Origin of the sequence: Intrasporangium sp., from assembly GCF_036566125.1 — a bacterium.
GTDB lineage: Bacteria > Actinomycetota > Actinomycetes > Actinomycetales > Dermatophilaceae > Intrasporangium.
Window position 1 is genome coordinate 1 of sequence record NZ_DATCWX010000148.1, and the last position, 13,486, is coordinate 13,486.

General features: G+C 69.6%; 15 protein-coding genes. 6 read left to right on the top strand and 9 right to left on the bottom strand.

Features of this window, described 5'->3' with window-relative positions; translation table 11 throughout:
- From VIR15_RS08775 to VIR15_RS08800, 6 genes are all read left to right on the top strand, one after another.
- Positions 1 to 1,110 (top strand): hypothetical protein (locus VIR15_RS08775; protein WP_331927095.1); only part of this gene is annotated, 1,110 nt, incomplete at its 5' end.
- Complete coding sequence (locus tag VIR15_RS08780) at positions 1,107 to 1,484, top strand: DUF6188 family protein (RefSeq protein WP_331927096.1); 378 nt, start codon at positions 1,107 to 1,109, stop codon at positions 1,482 to 1,484. The genes VIR15_RS08775 and VIR15_RS08780, both read left to right, overlap by 4 nt.
- Before the next feature lie 160 nt (positions 1,485 to 1,644).
- A complete protein-coding gene (menE, locus tag VIR15_RS08785) occupies positions 1,645 to 2,823 on the top strand; it encodes an o-succinylbenzoate--CoA ligase (RefSeq protein WP_331927097.1) in 1,179 nt (392 codons plus the stop codon).
- A gap of 57 nt (positions 2,824 to 2,880) precedes the next feature.
- A complete protein-coding gene (locus tag VIR15_RS08790; protein ID WP_331927098.1) occupies positions 2,881 to 3,192 on the top strand; it encodes a PLD nuclease N-terminal domain-containing protein in 312 nt (103 codons plus the stop codon).
- A 21-nt stretch (positions 3,193 to 3,213) separates the two neighbouring features.
- Positions 3,214 to 4,092 carry a 1,4-dihydroxy-2-naphthoate polyprenyltransferase gene (locus tag VIR15_RS08795; RefSeq protein WP_331927099.1) on the top strand — a complete coding sequence of 293 codons (879 nt, stop codon included), beginning with the start codon at positions 3,214 to 3,216 and terminating at the stop codon, positions 4,090 to 4,092.
- A gap of 90 nt (positions 4,093 to 4,182) precedes the next feature.
- Positions 4,183 to 5,412, top strand: coding sequence for a flavin-containing monooxygenase (locus VIR15_RS08800; RefSeq protein ID WP_331927100.1), 1,230 nt, complete (start codon positions 4,183 to 4,185; stop codon positions 5,410 to 5,412).
- A 56-nt stretch (positions 5,413 to 5,468) separates the two neighbouring features.
- Here the strand turns inward: VIR15_RS08800 and VIR15_RS08805 are convergent, their stop codons facing one another.
- From VIR15_RS08805 to hemB, 9 genes are all read right to left on the bottom strand, one after another.
- Positions 5,469 to 5,759, bottom strand: coding sequence for a DUF4229 domain-containing protein (locus VIR15_RS08805; protein ID WP_331927101.1), 291 nt, complete (start codon positions 5,757 to 5,759; stop codon positions 5,469 to 5,471).
- A 2-nt stretch (positions 5,760 to 5,761) separates the two neighbouring features.
- Positions 5,762 to 6,769: a c-type cytochrome biogenesis protein CcsB gene (gene ccsB / locus VIR15_RS08810; RefSeq protein ID WP_331927102.1), complete on the bottom strand. Its 1,008-nt coding sequence runs from the start codon at positions 6,767 to 6,769 to the stop codon at positions 5,762 to 5,764.
- Positions 6,766 to 8,418 (bottom strand): cytochrome c biogenesis protein ResB, encoded by a 1,653-nt coding sequence (resB, locus tag VIR15_RS08815; protein WP_331927103.1) that lies wholly within the window; start codon positions 8,416 to 8,418, stop codon positions 6,766 to 6,768. The genes ccsB and resB overlap by 4 nt, the downstream gene beginning before the upstream one ends.
- Positions 8,418 to 9,161 (bottom strand): cytochrome c biogenesis CcdA family protein, encoded by a 744-nt coding sequence (locus VIR15_RS08820; RefSeq protein WP_331927104.1) that lies wholly within the window; start codon positions 9,159 to 9,161, stop codon positions 8,418 to 8,420. Before VIR15_RS08820 ends, resB begins: the two co-directional genes overlap by 1 nt.
- A 15-nt stretch (positions 9,162 to 9,176) precedes the next feature.
- Positions 9,177 to 9,788, bottom strand: coding sequence for a TlpA family protein disulfide reductase (locus VIR15_RS08825; RefSeq protein WP_331927105.1), 612 nt, complete (start codon positions 9,786 to 9,788; stop codon positions 9,177 to 9,179).
- A complete protein-coding gene (locus VIR15_RS08830; RefSeq protein WP_331927106.1) occupies positions 9,788 to 10,447 on the bottom strand; it encodes a histidine phosphatase family protein in 660 nt (219 codons plus the stop codon). Before VIR15_RS08830 ends, VIR15_RS08825 begins: the two co-directional genes overlap by 1 nt.
- 63 nt (positions 10,448 to 10,510) lie before the next feature.
- Complete coding sequence (gene hemL / locus VIR15_RS08835; protein ID WP_331927107.1) at positions 10,511 to 11,815, bottom strand: glutamate-1-semialdehyde 2,1-aminomutase; 1,305 nt, start codon at positions 11,813 to 11,815, stop codon at positions 10,511 to 10,513.
- 22 nt (positions 11,816 to 11,837) lie between these two features.
- Positions 11,838 to 12,317, bottom strand: coding sequence for a MarR family winged helix-turn-helix transcriptional regulator (locus tag VIR15_RS08840; protein ID WP_331927108.1), 480 nt, complete (start codon positions 12,315 to 12,317; stop codon positions 11,838 to 11,840).
- Between the two features lie 129 nt (positions 12,318 to 12,446).
- Positions 12,447 to 13,412 carry a porphobilinogen synthase gene (gene hemB / locus VIR15_RS08845; protein ID WP_331927109.1) on the bottom strand — a complete coding sequence of 322 codons (966 nt, stop codon included), beginning with the start codon at positions 13,410 to 13,412 and terminating at the stop codon, positions 12,447 to 12,449.
- Between the last annotated feature and the right edge of the window lie 74 nt (positions 13,413 to 13,486).

Below are 13,486 nucleotides of genomic sequence, written 5' to 3' on the forward strand. Positions count from 1 at the left end.
GCGGGCCTGGCACTGACGGACTATGCGGACGCCCTTGAGCACAGTCAGGCCCGGGTCCGGGCGCTGCGGGCCAAGGCGGCAGCGGCGTGCGACGACCATGCCCGGGCGATCGCCGCCACAGGTTCCTTCGGAACCGAACCCGTGCTCGCCGCCAAGCTGGGCGAGCGGGCCGACCTGGAGCTCGATCAGGCCATGGCCGCGATCCACCGTTCCTACGGTGCCTGCATCGAAGAGCTCTGGGCGGCCGGTACCCGTTGCGCGCGCGCCCTCGCGCGAATCAGCGCCGCGGCAGGAGCGGGTCGCGGCCTTGCGGCCGTGCGCCTGGACGTGCTCGCCCGGCTGCCGATGGCGCAGGACCTGATCCGCGCCGCATCGATCCCACCGGTCAGCCACATTGTTGAGCCCGAGCCGGACACGTGGTGGGAGAGCGCCCTGGAGACGGCCGGGGATGCCGCCGCCTGGACGTACAACCACACCGCGGTCCCACTTGTGAACGGCGCGGCCAATGTCCTCGAAGCCGCCGCCGAGCATCCCGAGGACCTCATCGAGATGGCTGTCGGCGCCGGAATGGTCGTCGTCGGCGCCGGCGGCGAGGTCGCCGGAGTAGCGCTGGACGCCACGGGAGTGGGGGCCGTGGCCGGGGTTCCGATCAACGTCGCCGCAGCCGGCCTGATCGCCGCAGGTGCGGGAGCGGTCGCCCACGGCGGCAGCCGCCTCGCCGACCACGTCGCCCAGAACAACAACCGACTCTTGAACGAGGTCGACGGACCGTCAGTGGGAGGGCATCGCGGCAATGCCGGCGACCCACTGCCAGACTCGATGCGCCCAGACACCGCCGGCGCGAACTGGAAGGGTCGGTTATCAGACAACGGTAAGGGGGAGGTCTGGCAGTCTCCTGACAAGATCGCCCCGGGCCCAGGCAAGCCGCAAAATGGCGACGTGCTCCGAATCCTCGACCCGGACGACCGATATCCGTATGGATGCGTGCGCTTCTACAACTCCGATGGTCAGCCGTTGAGACCGGATGGCCGTACCGGATCAAATGCAGAGACCCACATCGCCATCAGGCCAGATGGCACATTCGACGCCCCGAAAGGCTGGAACCCGTGATCCCGAGCTTCACCGGGCAGAGAGTGACCACGGTGTCCCTGGACTACATGGTGCGCTTCTTCACGGACGCGGGCTGGCAGTTCGATCTTGAAGGCGACGTCGAGCTCCATCCAGCGGATGACAAACCAGTGCATGTAGACAAAGACGGTCCGGGGACTCCAATGCCGCAGATCCTTGAATCCATCCGGGGTCAGGAGATCCGGGACATCCAGATATCAGCCCGTGGTGACCTCGACATCGCTTTGGAGACCGTACGCGTCGTGACCAGAGGTAACCGCAACTACGAAGCGTGGCAGGTCTATGGACCTCAAGGCGAGATCATCGTGGGCGGACCTGGGGACACTTTGACGAGCTGGGGCCCTCGCCGCAACTGACCGGCCGGGATGATGTGGTGCCGTCGTCGAGTTCCCGTCTTGCCTCGGTACCGCCAGCCGATCGAGTGAACGGCTTTTGTGCCCCGATCTTGTTCACTCGAATGAGGGGACGTGGCGACCCGGTCCCAGTCGCAACGGGCCGAACCGGCACAATGTCGGCATGCCAGTGCCGCGTCCGTTGCCCGTCCCAACAGGGCCGGAGGCGCTCACCATCCTGGCCGACCTCGAGGCGGCGCTCACTGGCCGCTCCCCCGTGATGCCGTATGCCGCTGAGCAGGCTCACCCGGTCGTCGCACCATACGATCCTGCCGACCTTCCCGACGGGTTCGCCATCGCCGTCGGCACCTCCGGCTCCACGGGCAGGCCGAAACGCACCATGCTCACCGCGGCGGCACTGACCGCCTCTGCCACGGCGACTCACGAGGTCCTCGGGGGCAGCGGCACGTGGCTGCTCGCCCTGCCGGCACACCACATCGCCGGCCTCCAGGTCCTGATCCGGTCGCTCGTCGGCGGGACCCAGCCAAGCCTGCTCGACCTGCGCGACGGATTCACGGCCGCGGCCTTCGCCCGTGCGGCGGACACAGCCAGCACGATCCGGAGCGCCCCCCGTCGCTACACCTCGCTCGTGCCGACTCAGCTCGGCCGGTTGCTCGACGACCGGGCCGGTCTGGAAGCCCTTCGTTCCTTCGACGGTGTGCTCGTCGGCGGGGCGTCCACACCGCAGGCCATGGCGCAGCGGGCCCGTGACGCCGGTGTCGCCCTCACCCTCACCTACGGGATGAGCGAGAGTGCCGGGGGTTGTGTCTACGACGGCCTGCCGCTGCCGGTCACGCGCATGCACATCGACAACGATCGGCACATCGTCCTGGGGGGTGACACCATCGCGCACGGCTATCTGGGCGAGCAACAACTGACAGCCGACGCGTTCTCGACCGATGCGGACGGCATCCGCTGGTTCCGGACCGACGATCTCGGTCACATCGACGAAGAGGGCCTGCTCGTCGTCGACGGACGCGCCGACGACGTGATCAACACGGGCGGCATCAAGGTCACCCCAGGCGTCGTGGAGGACGCGATCGCGCGTCACGTCCATGACATCGCGGACGTTGTCGTCGTCGGTGTCCCCGACCGAGAGTGGGGAGAAGTCGTCTGCGCGGCAGTGACGCTGCTCGACCCGACCACCCACATGACCGCTGCTGACCTGCGAAGCCAGCTCAGCGGCATACTGCCTGACGCTGCCGTGCCCAAGCGGGTCGTCGTCTTCCCTGCGATCCCGCTGCGGGGGCCCGGCAAGCCGGACCGCGCGGCCATCCGCCTGGCCGCCGATCGGCAGGCATGAGCGTTTCGTGACCGTCGGGTGGCAAGATGGTTGAGTTACTTCCCGAAGGAGTCCTCAGTGCCCCGCGTGATTCTCGTTGCCCTCGTGGTCTTTGCGACGATCTACGCCCTCGTCGACTGCCTCCAGACCGATGGCAGGCAGATGCGCATCATGCCGAAGCCCGTGTGGCTCCTGGTCTGCCTGGTCCCGGTCCTCGGCCCGATCATGTGGCTCGTCGCCGGCAAGTCGGACGCGCCGAGCTCCCGGGGGACGGGTCCGGGTCCGCGCGGCAACACCCCCCGGCGCACGATGCCGCCGCCGGGCCCTCGTGGTCCGGATGACGACCCCGACTTCCTGCGCAAGCTGCGCAAACCGAAGCCGGACGCCTGACCTCGAGACCACCAAGGACCCATGGCCACGCTCGCCCAGTGGATCGAAGGTGCGCGCCCCCGCACCCTGCCCGCCGCCATCTCCCCCATCCTCATCGGCTCCGGCGCCGCCTACCAGACGGGTCACATCGTCTGGGGTTACGTCGTCCTCGCGGCCCTCGTCGCTCTCGCCCTGCAGGTCGGGGTGAACTACGCCAACGACTACAGCGACGGCGTCCGCGGCACGGACGAGGTCCGAGTGGGGCCGATTCGGCTCGTCGGGCAACGGCTCGCCGCCCCGACGTCCGTCAAGACCGCTGCTTTCACGGCGTTCGCCGTCGCAGGGGTCTTGGGACTCGCGCTCATCGTGCTTTCCGGCCTGTGGGTCATGCTGCCCATCGGTGCCCTGGCGATCCTGGCTGCCTGGTACTACACCGGCGGCAGGCGCCCGTACGGCTACCTCGGCCTGGGCGAGGTGTTCGTCTTCGTCTTCTTCGGTCTCGTCGCGACCCTCGGCACGATGGCCACGATGACGACCGTCACCGCGGCCGGCTGGTGGGGCGCGATCGGCGTCGGCTCGGTCACCTCCGCCATCCTCGTCGCCAACAACCTGCGCGACATCCCGACCGACAGCGTCACCGGCAAGCGGACCCTGGCGGTGCGCCTCGGTGACAAGCGAACCCGGGCGTTCTACGTCGCCCTCATCGCGGTGGCGTTCGTCATGACGGCACTCGCGGCGCTGACGTCGGCCTACGCCCTCCTCGCTCTGCTTGCAGCGCCTCTCATCGCGCGGCCGATCCGGGACGTGGCCAGCGGCGCGACCGGTCGTGACCTGATCCCCACCCTCGCTGGAACGGGCGTTTTCGAGCTGGCCTGGGCGGCTCTCCTCGCGATCGGGTTGGCGCTCGGCTACCACTTCTGACGAGGCGCCACGACCGCGTTTTGCTGCGCGCACCCAGTACGGGGTGGGACGGTGGTGTGTCGGGCCAGCCCGGCGAGGAGGGGAAGTGTCATGGAGTCGATCGAGGTCGTCGTCGTCGGCGCCGGACAGGCGGGGACCGCGACCAGTCACGAACTGAGCGAGCGCGGCGTCGAGCACGTGGTCCTCGAGGCCGAGCGTCCCGGCTACTCCTGGTCACGGCGTTGGGACAGCTTCACGCTCGTCACGCCGAACCATTCCATCCGGCTGCCCGGCGGCAGTTACGTGGGGGACGACCCGCACGGCTACCTTCCACGCGCCGGGATCGAGCAACACATCAGCACGTATGCCGCTGGGCTTGCTGCCGAGGTCCGCTCCGGTATGCGCGTGGACCGGCTCCGGCCCGCCGAGGCGGGTGGCTTCGTCCTCGACACGGCCGACGGCGCCATCGCGGCTCGGTCGGTCGTCGTCGCGACGGGTGCCTACCAACGGCCGTACCATCCTGCTGCCCTGGCCGCACTGCCTTCCGGGCTCGAGGTGATCGACTCGGTCGACTATCGGAGGCCGGCGGACCTCCCGGACGGGGCGGTCCTCGTTGTCGGTGGTGGGCAGAGCGCGTGCCAGATCGCGGAGGAGCTCGCCCGCTCCGGCCGGGATGTCATCATGGCGTGCGGACGTGCCCCTTGGTTCTATCGGCGCCTCGAAGGTCGGGACATCTTCGACTGGCTGACCGACGCAGGCTTCTTCGACGACGGCCCCGACGCGCTCCCCGTGCCAGGGGCGCGGCTGGGCGCCAATCTCCAGGCCACCGGCGCGCGAGGCGGCCATGACCTGACCTATCGCACGCTCGCCTCACTCGGTGTGCGACACGGCGGTCACCTCGTCGCCGACCTCGGTGAGGCACCACGTTTGGCGCCGGACCTCGAGGAGATCCTCGCCTTCTGCGATGTCGCCCACGGCATGATCCGCAAGGCGCTGCTCGAGTGGTGTGCGAAGAGCGGTCGGCGGGCGCTCGACATCCCGCCGGCCGCCCCGTTCCGACCCGAGCCGGTGCGCGACCTGGACCTGAGTGCCCTCGGGGCGGTCATCGTCGCCGCCGGCTATCGAAGCCGCTACACCGAGTGGATCGAGTTCCCCGGCATCGTCGATGAGTTCGGGTTCCCTGTGCATGACGATGGCGAGAGCACGGTTGCGCCCGGCCTCCACTTCGTGGGTGTCCACATGCTGCGCAAGCGGAAGTCGTCCCTGCTGCTCGGGGTGGGCGAGGATGCCGCGCGCACGGCCGAGCGGATCTCCGCTGCGCGGCGCGCCCCGGCAGCGTGAGCTCGCCCCACCTCTGAGCCGAGTGTGCAGAAACGCCCCGCGCCCTGTGAACGGGGTCAGCGCACCGTATCGGTGCCGTTGGGCGGCTCGACCTCCGCGTCCTCGGCGAGCTCGTCCTCGGAGGGCGTCCAGTGACCCTGCTTCGTCCGGAGCTTGGCCTCGTGGCGCTCCACCAGCTTGGCGGTCATCTCGTCACGCATGCCGCGAAGCAGGGCATAGGACACGACGGCCGAGATGATCGCCGAGAGCGCGAGGAGCAGGACCGGGTTGTTGCGGATGCCGACGAGCCACAGGGCCAGGAGCACCCCGAAGAAGATGAGCAGCCGGAGAATGCTGTAACGGACCACGGTCACATCCCCGAGTAGTTGTGCATGCCCACGAACGTCGAGACGAGATTGACGAGCGTGAAGTTGATGATGACGCAGACGAAGCCGGCGAGGGCGATGTACATGGACTTGCGCAGGTCGATGCCGGCGGTCGCCCGACTGTGCATGTAGGCCGCGTAGACGGTCCAGATGACGAAGGTCCAGACCTCCTTCGGGTCCCACTGCCAGTAGGCGCCCCACGCCTGCTTCGCCCAGATGGCCCCAGCGATGAGGGTGAAGGTCCAGAGGATGAAGGCCACCATGTTGAGGCCGTACGCCGTCCGCTCGAGCGCGGCGGACGACGGCAGCGACTCGATGAAGCTCCCTCTGGCTGGAGGCTTCTCCTCGCGGCGCCGCCGGACGAGATAGAGCGCCCCGATGATGGCCGCGATGGTGAAGAACGCGACGGCGAGGAAGGCAACGCCCACGTGGATGGCGAGCCAGTAGGACTTGAGCGCGGGCATCAGCTCGCCGGCCTCGGTGTAGAGCACGGCGAGCGACAGGCCGAGCACGAGGAGGATCGGCGTGACGACGAAGACGCCGAGCCACTGCCAGTTGTTGCGCTTGGCGAGGACCGAGTAGGTCAGGCCCACGGCGGCAGCGGAGGCCGTCGCGAACTCGAACATGTTGCCCCATGGCGGCCGTGCCACGGCGACGCCTCGCATCACCACGGACGCGACGAGCAGCGCCGTCGCGAGATAGGTGAACATGAGCGCGATGTTCCCCCGCTGCCGCGAGGCCGCGCTCTCCTCGAAGGTCGGTCCGGCCGCACTCTGGCTGGGGAGCGACTCACCCGACGTCGTCGGACCACCCGACGCGACGAGCACCTCCTCGCGTTCGGGGGCACGCGTGCCAGCCAGCTGCGCCGACCGGGCCGCCAGGTGCCAGGCGAACATCAGCATGGCGAGGGTGTAGACGATCATCGACGCGTAGAGCGCCATGTTCGCGTTGCCGGCGAGCGAGGGACTCGCCGTTGCGAGTGTGGGTGTCACGAGCGGTCTGTCCGTTCTGCGGGGGGATCGTGCACGGCTGCGCCGACCGAGTCGACGATGGCGGCCAGGCCCGGGTCGGAGTCCTTGGAGAGGCCGCCGATGGTGACCACGGTAGCGCCTGGCTCGGCGTCGCCACCCCCGGCCGGGCGGACCCGCACGAAGACGCGCCGCCGCTTGATGGTCAGACCAAGGATGAGGCCGAGCGTCGCCAGGAGCGCGCTGACCAGGCTGATCGGCGCGCCGGGGTCGGTGCGGATCGACAGCCCGGCGAAACGCTTGACTTCCTCGAACGTGATCGAGCCGCGCCCGCCGGGCAGCTCATAGGTCTGGCCCGGCTTCAGCCGGACCAACGCCGGCTTGCCGTCATCGCCCGGCACCTGGGTCATCTCCTCGGTGTTGAGGGTGTAGACCGACTGCGGCGCGCTGCCCGGGAAGAGGGTCCCCTCCCAGATGGACAGGGCGAGCTCGGGGTTCTGGGCGTCGGGGAAGACCGAGACGGGGCCGTTGGCGAAGGTCGGCTCAGCGGTCGGGAGGAAGAAGCCGGTGAAGCCGAGCTGCTTGGGACTCGCTGACGGCACCTTGACGACGCCCACCGAGCGGTAGTTGCCGTCCTGGGCGAGGAACGGCGTGGCCTCGCGGTACAGCACCTGACCCGAGGAATCGCGCACCGTGATGACCGGCGTGTAGCCGTTGCCGAGGAGGAAGACGTCCGCCCCGCCGACGACGAGCGGGTGGTTGACGGCAATGTCCGCCTTGCGCGGCTCGGCGCCCAGCTCGTCCGCCACCCTGACGTGGGCGGTGAACTCCCGCGGCGTGCCGAAGGAGCGACCGGGGGTCTCGTTGAACTGCACGTCGAGGTCGTCGAGCGTCATGACGAAGCCGGGCACGGCGTCGTCGCCGACGAGCGGCCCGGGTGAGAACGTGTTGTACGTCGTCGCACTCGAGGCGAACTCGTCGCCCTCGGAGAGGATGAGGTCGCCGCGCCAGCCGAACAGGTGGCCCACGGCCATGCCGACGATGATGCCCGTCAGGGCGAGGTGGAAGAGCAGGTTGCCCGTCTCCCTGAGATATCCGGACTCGGCGCTGACGCTTGTCGCGTCGTGGCTGTGGACCCGGAACCGCTTGGCGCGCAGGGCGGCTCGTGTGGCCTCGAGCGCTTCATCCGGGGCGAGGGGGGTCGTCAGCTCGACGTGCTGGTCGAGGCGGGCCAGCCGGGCGGGTGCGCGGGGAGGCGTGGCGCGCAGCGCGCGCAGGTGGACCCGCGTCCGCGGCACGATGCAGCCGATGAGCGAGACGAACAGCAGCAGGTAGATCGCCGAGAACCACGGTGACGAGTAGACGTCGAAGAAGCCGAGGCGATCGAGCCAGGGCCCGGCGTCCGGGTTCTGGGCCAGGTAGTCGGCGACCCGTCCGGAGTCGATGTTGCGTTGCGGGAAGACCGATCCGGGCACCGCAGCGACGGCCAGGAGCAGGAGGAGGAACAGGGCCGTCCGCATGCTCGTCAGCTGTCGCCACGCCCATCGCGCCATCCCGAGTGGCCCGAGCTGTGGCAGCTGCGGCTCGCGCGGGGCCGAGGACAACGACGATTCGGCCGTATGCCGCTGAGCCGGCTCCTGCTCGGACGTGAACCTCGTCTTCGGCTGGGTCATCAGAGGACCACCTGGAAGGTTGCGATGACGTTGGTCTGGAGCCAGACGATGACGTTCTCCCAGAGCCCGGTCACCATGAGCAGGCCGACTGCGATGAGCATGAGGCCGCCGAAGGCCTGGATCGGCCGTCGGTGCCGGCGCAGCCAGACGCTGGCACCACCGGCCCGCTCCCACAGGGCCGCCATGAGGATGAACGGCAGGCCGAGCCCGATCGAGTAGACGGCACCCAGGATCAGGCCCCGCCCGATGGACCCCGCCTCCGCGGAGATCGGGGCGGCCATGGCCTGGATCGCCCCGAGGGTCGGCCCCCAGCACGGGGACCACCCGACCGCGAACGCGGCCCCGAGCAACGGCGCCCCGAGCAGACCCGCGCGTGGGCGCCAACCAAGCTGGGCGGCATACGACTTGCCGACCCCGAGGAAGAGCAGGCCCATCACGATGACGACAACGCCGCCGATGCGCAGCAGCGCACTCTGGTGCTCCCGGAAGGCCACCCCGATGGCGGACAGGGCGGCGGCGGCGATGAGGAAGACGACGGTGAAGCCGGCGACGAAGAGCAGCGCCCCGACGACGAGCCGGCCGCGCGACCGTCGCTCGAGCGACTCGTCCGAGAGGCCGGTGACATAGCCGAGGAAACCCGGCACGAGCGGCAGCACGCACGGGGACGCGAAGGACACGAGTCCGGCCGCGAGTGCGACGGCGGAGGCAAGGAGGAGGGAACCGGTCGTGAGGTCAGCGTTCATGGGCGCCGGCTCTCGTCAGGCCTCGCCGAGCACGTCGTCGACGAGCGCAGTGAGCGTGCTCGTCGTGACAGGTCCGGACACGCGAGCCGCGATGCGGCCCTGCTGGTCGAGCACGAGCGTCGAGGGGGTGGCCGTTGCCTTGCCCTGGAGGGCGAGGATCGGAACGCCGCCGTCATACGCGAGCGAGGGGTAGGTCACCTTGTTGGCCTTCTGGAAGGCGAGACCGGTCTCGGGACTCTCCATCTTGTCGAGTCCGATGAACTCGACGTCCAGGTTCTTGCCCTGGACCTGCTGCCAGGCCTTCTGCAGCGCGGGCGTCTCCTCGATGCAGGGCGGGCACCACGAGCCCCAGACGTTGACGACGAAGACGGTGCCCTCCTTGCCCGCCATCGACCACGGCTGGCCCTCGAGCGTGGTCCCCGACAGGGCCACCGGTGCGCCGCGGCTCTCCGGCGCGAGGCGCTCGATGGTGCCGTCGCCGGAGACGTAGTTCTTCCGGTCGCCGGCCTTCGCCTGGGCGGCGACGGAGTTGGGGTCCTCCGAGCAGGCACCGAGCGTCGTGACGAGCCCGCCGGCCAGCACGATGGCCCCCCACCGCAGTGCGGCGCGTCGGTCCAGCTCCCGCATCAGGCGCCCACGCTCCTGCTGGCGCGGGCGAGCAGCGCAGCGGCGGGCTCGGAGTACGCGATCGACTCGAGGTCGTCGCCGTCGTACGCGAGCGAGGTCAGCGAGGCGAGCGTGCACTCACGCTTGCGAGGGTCGTGCCAGAGGCGTCGGCCCTCGAGCTGGTTGCGGATCGTCCAGATCGGCAGCTGGTGCGAGACGATGACCGCCTCGTGGCCAGCCGCCGCGTGTCGCGCGTCGTCGATGGCCGCGAGCATCCGGGCCGCGATGTGCTCGTAGGGCTCTCCCCATGAGGGCTTCATCGGGTTGAGCAGCTTGTGCCAGTGGCTCGGATGCAACAAGTCCTTCGTGGTGACCTGTCGCCCCTCGAAGTAGTTCTCCGACTCCACCACGCGCGGATCGGTCTGGACCGTGAGACCGTGCGAGGCCGCGATTGGCGCTGCTGTCTGCTGCGCCCGATCGAGCGGGGATGCGACGACGAGGGCGATGTCGTTGGTCTCGAGGTGTCGGGTCACGAGCTCGGCCATCTCGCGGCCGAGGTCGCTCAGGTGGTAGCCGTCGAGCCGGCCGTAGAGGACGCCCGTCGGGTTGTGGACCTCGCCATGCCGCATCAGGTGCACGACAGTGCGCTTCGGCACTGGTGGCGTCGGCGTGGCGGTCATGACGCCCAGTCTCTCAAACGCTGGTCCAAGGTCCGAATCCAGTCCACCCGAGTCCAGAAGGGCTCAGTCGGGGGTCGCAGCGGCACGGGCGGCCGCCGGGAGGGCAGCCAGGACGTGCGAGACCGCGTCGTCGTCGTGGGCAGCAGAGACGAACCACGCCTCGAACGAGCTGGGCGGCAGGTGGACGCCCCGCTCGAGCATGGCGTGGAAGAACCGACGAAAGGCGTCGACGTCCTGCGTCTTGGCGTCGTCGTAGTCCCGCACGGGCCCTTCGCGGAAGAAGATCGAGAACATCGAGCCGGCCCACTGCACCGTGTGCGGGACGGACGCGGCGGTCAGGGCCTCCGAGACGCCGTCGGCGATGGCGCGGGCGGCAGCATCGAGCCGGGCGTAGACCTCGTCGGTGCATCCGCGCAGGGTCGCCAGGCCCGCGGCGGAGGCGACCGGGTTCCCCGACAGCGTGCCCGCCTGGTAGACCGGGCCTGCCGGTGCGAGCAGGGCCATGACCTCGCGGCTGCCGCCGAAGGCGGCCGTCGGGAAACCCCCGCCCATGACCTTCCCGAAGGTGAACAGATCGGCCGGCCCAGCGGCATACGGCCCCTCGAGTCCGTAGAACCCCGAGCGGGAGCAGCGGAACCCGGTCATCACCTCGTCGCTGATGAGCAGTGCGCCGTGATCGCGGGTCACGCGGCGCAGCCCCTCGGTGAACCCGGCAGCCGGCGGAACGACCCCCATGTTGCCCGGTGCGGCCTCGGTGATGACGGCCGCGATCTGCTGACCGCGCTCGGCGAAGACCGCCTCGACGGCCGCGAGGTCGTTGTAGGGCAGCACGATCGTCTCGCCCGCGCTCGACCGCGGCACCCCGGCCGAGTCGGGCAGCGCGAACGTCGCGACACCGGACCCAGCCGACGCCAGGAGCGCATCGACGTGGCCGTGGTAGCAGCCGGCGAACTTCACAATGACGTCCCGCTGCGTGAAGCCACGCGCCAGCCGGATCGCCGACATGGTCGCCTCGGTGCCGCTGTTGACGAGCCGGACCTGGTCGACGGGCTCGATCCGGGCGACGATCTCCTCCGCGAGGGCAACCTCGTTCTGTGACGGGGTGCCGAATGAGAAGCCTTGTGCGGCCGCGTCGTTCACGGCCTGCAACACGTCCGGGTGGGCATGGCCGAGGATCATCGGGCCCCAGGAGCAGATGAGGTCGACGTATCGGTTGCCGTCGACGTCGGTGAGCCACGCGCCCTTGCCGGAGGCCATGAACCGCGGCGTCCCGCCCACCGCGCGGAAGGCCCGCACCGGCGAGTTGACGCCACCGGGGATCACTGCGCTCGCCCGCGCGAGAAGGGCCTCCGAAGCACCTGAGTTCATGCGGTCATTGTCCACGAGGGGATCAGGCGTCGCTCAGCCCGTCCGGGTCGAGGTGGTCGCGGACGATGGCCATCGCGTCGCCGATCGCCTTGAACTGCTGCGACGTCATGATGTCGACGATGTTGTCGCGCACGCTCTGGACATGGACCTTGGCGATCTCGTCGACCGCCTCGAGCCCAACAGGAGTGAGGACGAGCTCGACGCCCCGCCGGTCGCCGAGACACTGCTCGCGCGTGACCCAGCCGCGCGCCTCGAGACGCTTCGCCGTGTGCGTCAAACGGCTGCGCGACTGCACCACCATCGCGGCGAGCTCGGACATGCGCAGGCGGTGGGACGGGCTCTCCGAGAGCATCGAGATGATCTCGTACTCGCTCAGCTGCAGGCCCGAGTCATGAAGGGCGTCGTCGAGCGCCGTCTCCAACAGTCGGGTGCCGCGCAGGATGGCCCGCCAGGAAGCCTGCTCGGAGTCGCTGAGCCAGATGGAGCCATCACTCTGGGACATGGCCGGGTCACTCCCTTCAGGCGGTCGGACTGCGCCGGATCAGGTGGCTGCTCAGATCCTAGTTGTCACACACCGCTCCCGCGGTCACCCCGAACGGCGTGGCACAGACAGTCCGACCCGCTGGTCGGGTCAGCCGATCCAGTCGGCGGCCTCGAGTGCGAAGTAGGTCAGGACGACCTGGGCCCCGGCTCGGCGGATCGACAGGAGCGACTCGAGAGCCGCAGCCCTGCGGTCGATCCAGCCGTTCGCGGCGGCGGCCGAGATCATCGCGTACTCGCCGGAGACCTGGTACGCCGCCACCGGCACCGTTGACCGCTCCGCCGCCGCGGCGACGACGTCGAGGTAGGACATGGCCGGCTTGACCATGACGAGGTCGGCTCCTTCGGCGATGTCCAGGTCGATCTCGCGGAGGGACTCGACCACATTGGCCGGATCCTGCTGGTACGTGCGCCGGTCACCCTCGAGACTCGACTGGACGGCATCGCGGAACGGCCCGTAGAACGCGGAGGCGTACTTGGCCGCATACGCGAGGATCACGGTGTCGATGAACCCGGCGTCATCGAGGGCGCCGCGGATGGCGGCGACCTGGCCGTCCATCATTCCCGAGGGACCGACGACGTGCGCTCCCGCACGCGCTTGGGCCACCGCCATCTGCCCGTAGATCTCCAACGTCGCGTCGTTGTCGACGCGCCCGCGGTCATCGAGGACGCCGCAGTGCCCGTGGTCGGTGAACTCGTCCAGGCAGGTGTCTGCCATCACGACGAGGTCGTCGCCGACGGCAGCGCGGACGCGCTCAAGAGCGACATTGAGTATGCCGCTGGGCTCGGTTCCGCCCGAGCCGCGGGCATCCTTCGTGGTCGGGACCCCGAAGAGCATGATGCCGCCGATGCCGGCATCGACGGAGCGGCGCGCCTCGTCGACCAGTGAGTCGAGCGTGTGCTGGACGACCCCCGGCATGCTCTTGATGGGCCGCGGCTCGTCAGCGCCCTCGGCCACGAACGCCGGCAGGACGAGGTCCCGGGGGTGCAGGCGCGTCTCCGCGACGAGGGCACGGAGCGTGGCGATCTGCCGCAGGCGACGAGGACGCTCGATCACGGTCGGCTCCCTGGCTGTCAGCGCGCGCGACGGCGCGAGGCCGGCCGCTTGTCGCTGGGACGCTGGACCGGCTG